Origin of the sequence: Pelomicrobium sp. G1 (assembly GCF_051905455.1) — a bacterium.
Taxonomy (GTDB): Bacteria; Pseudomonadota; Gammaproteobacteria; order Burkholderiales; family UBA6910; genus Pelomicrobium.
This window is the reverse complement of the sequence record NZ_JBQACR010000416.1, coordinates 1-258: the sequence shown is the minus strand read 5'-3', so window position 1 is coordinate 258 and position 258 is coordinate 1. Positions and strand designations below refer to the sequence as shown.

General features: G+C 64.3%; 1 protein-coding gene. It reads right to left on the bottom strand.

Going from position 1 to position 258, the window contains the following annotated elements; translation table 11 throughout:
* The coding region (locus tag ACTFO6_RS19060; protein WP_439935909.1) for an aminotransferase class IV at window positions 1-258 on the bottom strand (258 nt) is incomplete at both ends.

Below are 258 nucleotides of genomic sequence, written 5' to 3'. Positions count from 1 at the left end.
CCGTTACCGATCATCCGATTGTCCAGCTCCCGGATGGGGGTTACTTCCGCGGCGGTGCCGGTGAAAAACGCTTCGTCGGCGATGTACACCTCGTCCCGGGTGATGCGCTTCTCCACCACGGTGAGGCCCGCTTCCCGGGCGAGCTGGATTACCGTGTCCCGGGTGATGCCCTCCAGGGCGGAGGTGAGGTCTGGGGTGTAGAGCACGCCGTTGCGTACGATGAAGATGTTCTCCCACGAGCCCTCGGCCACGTAACCC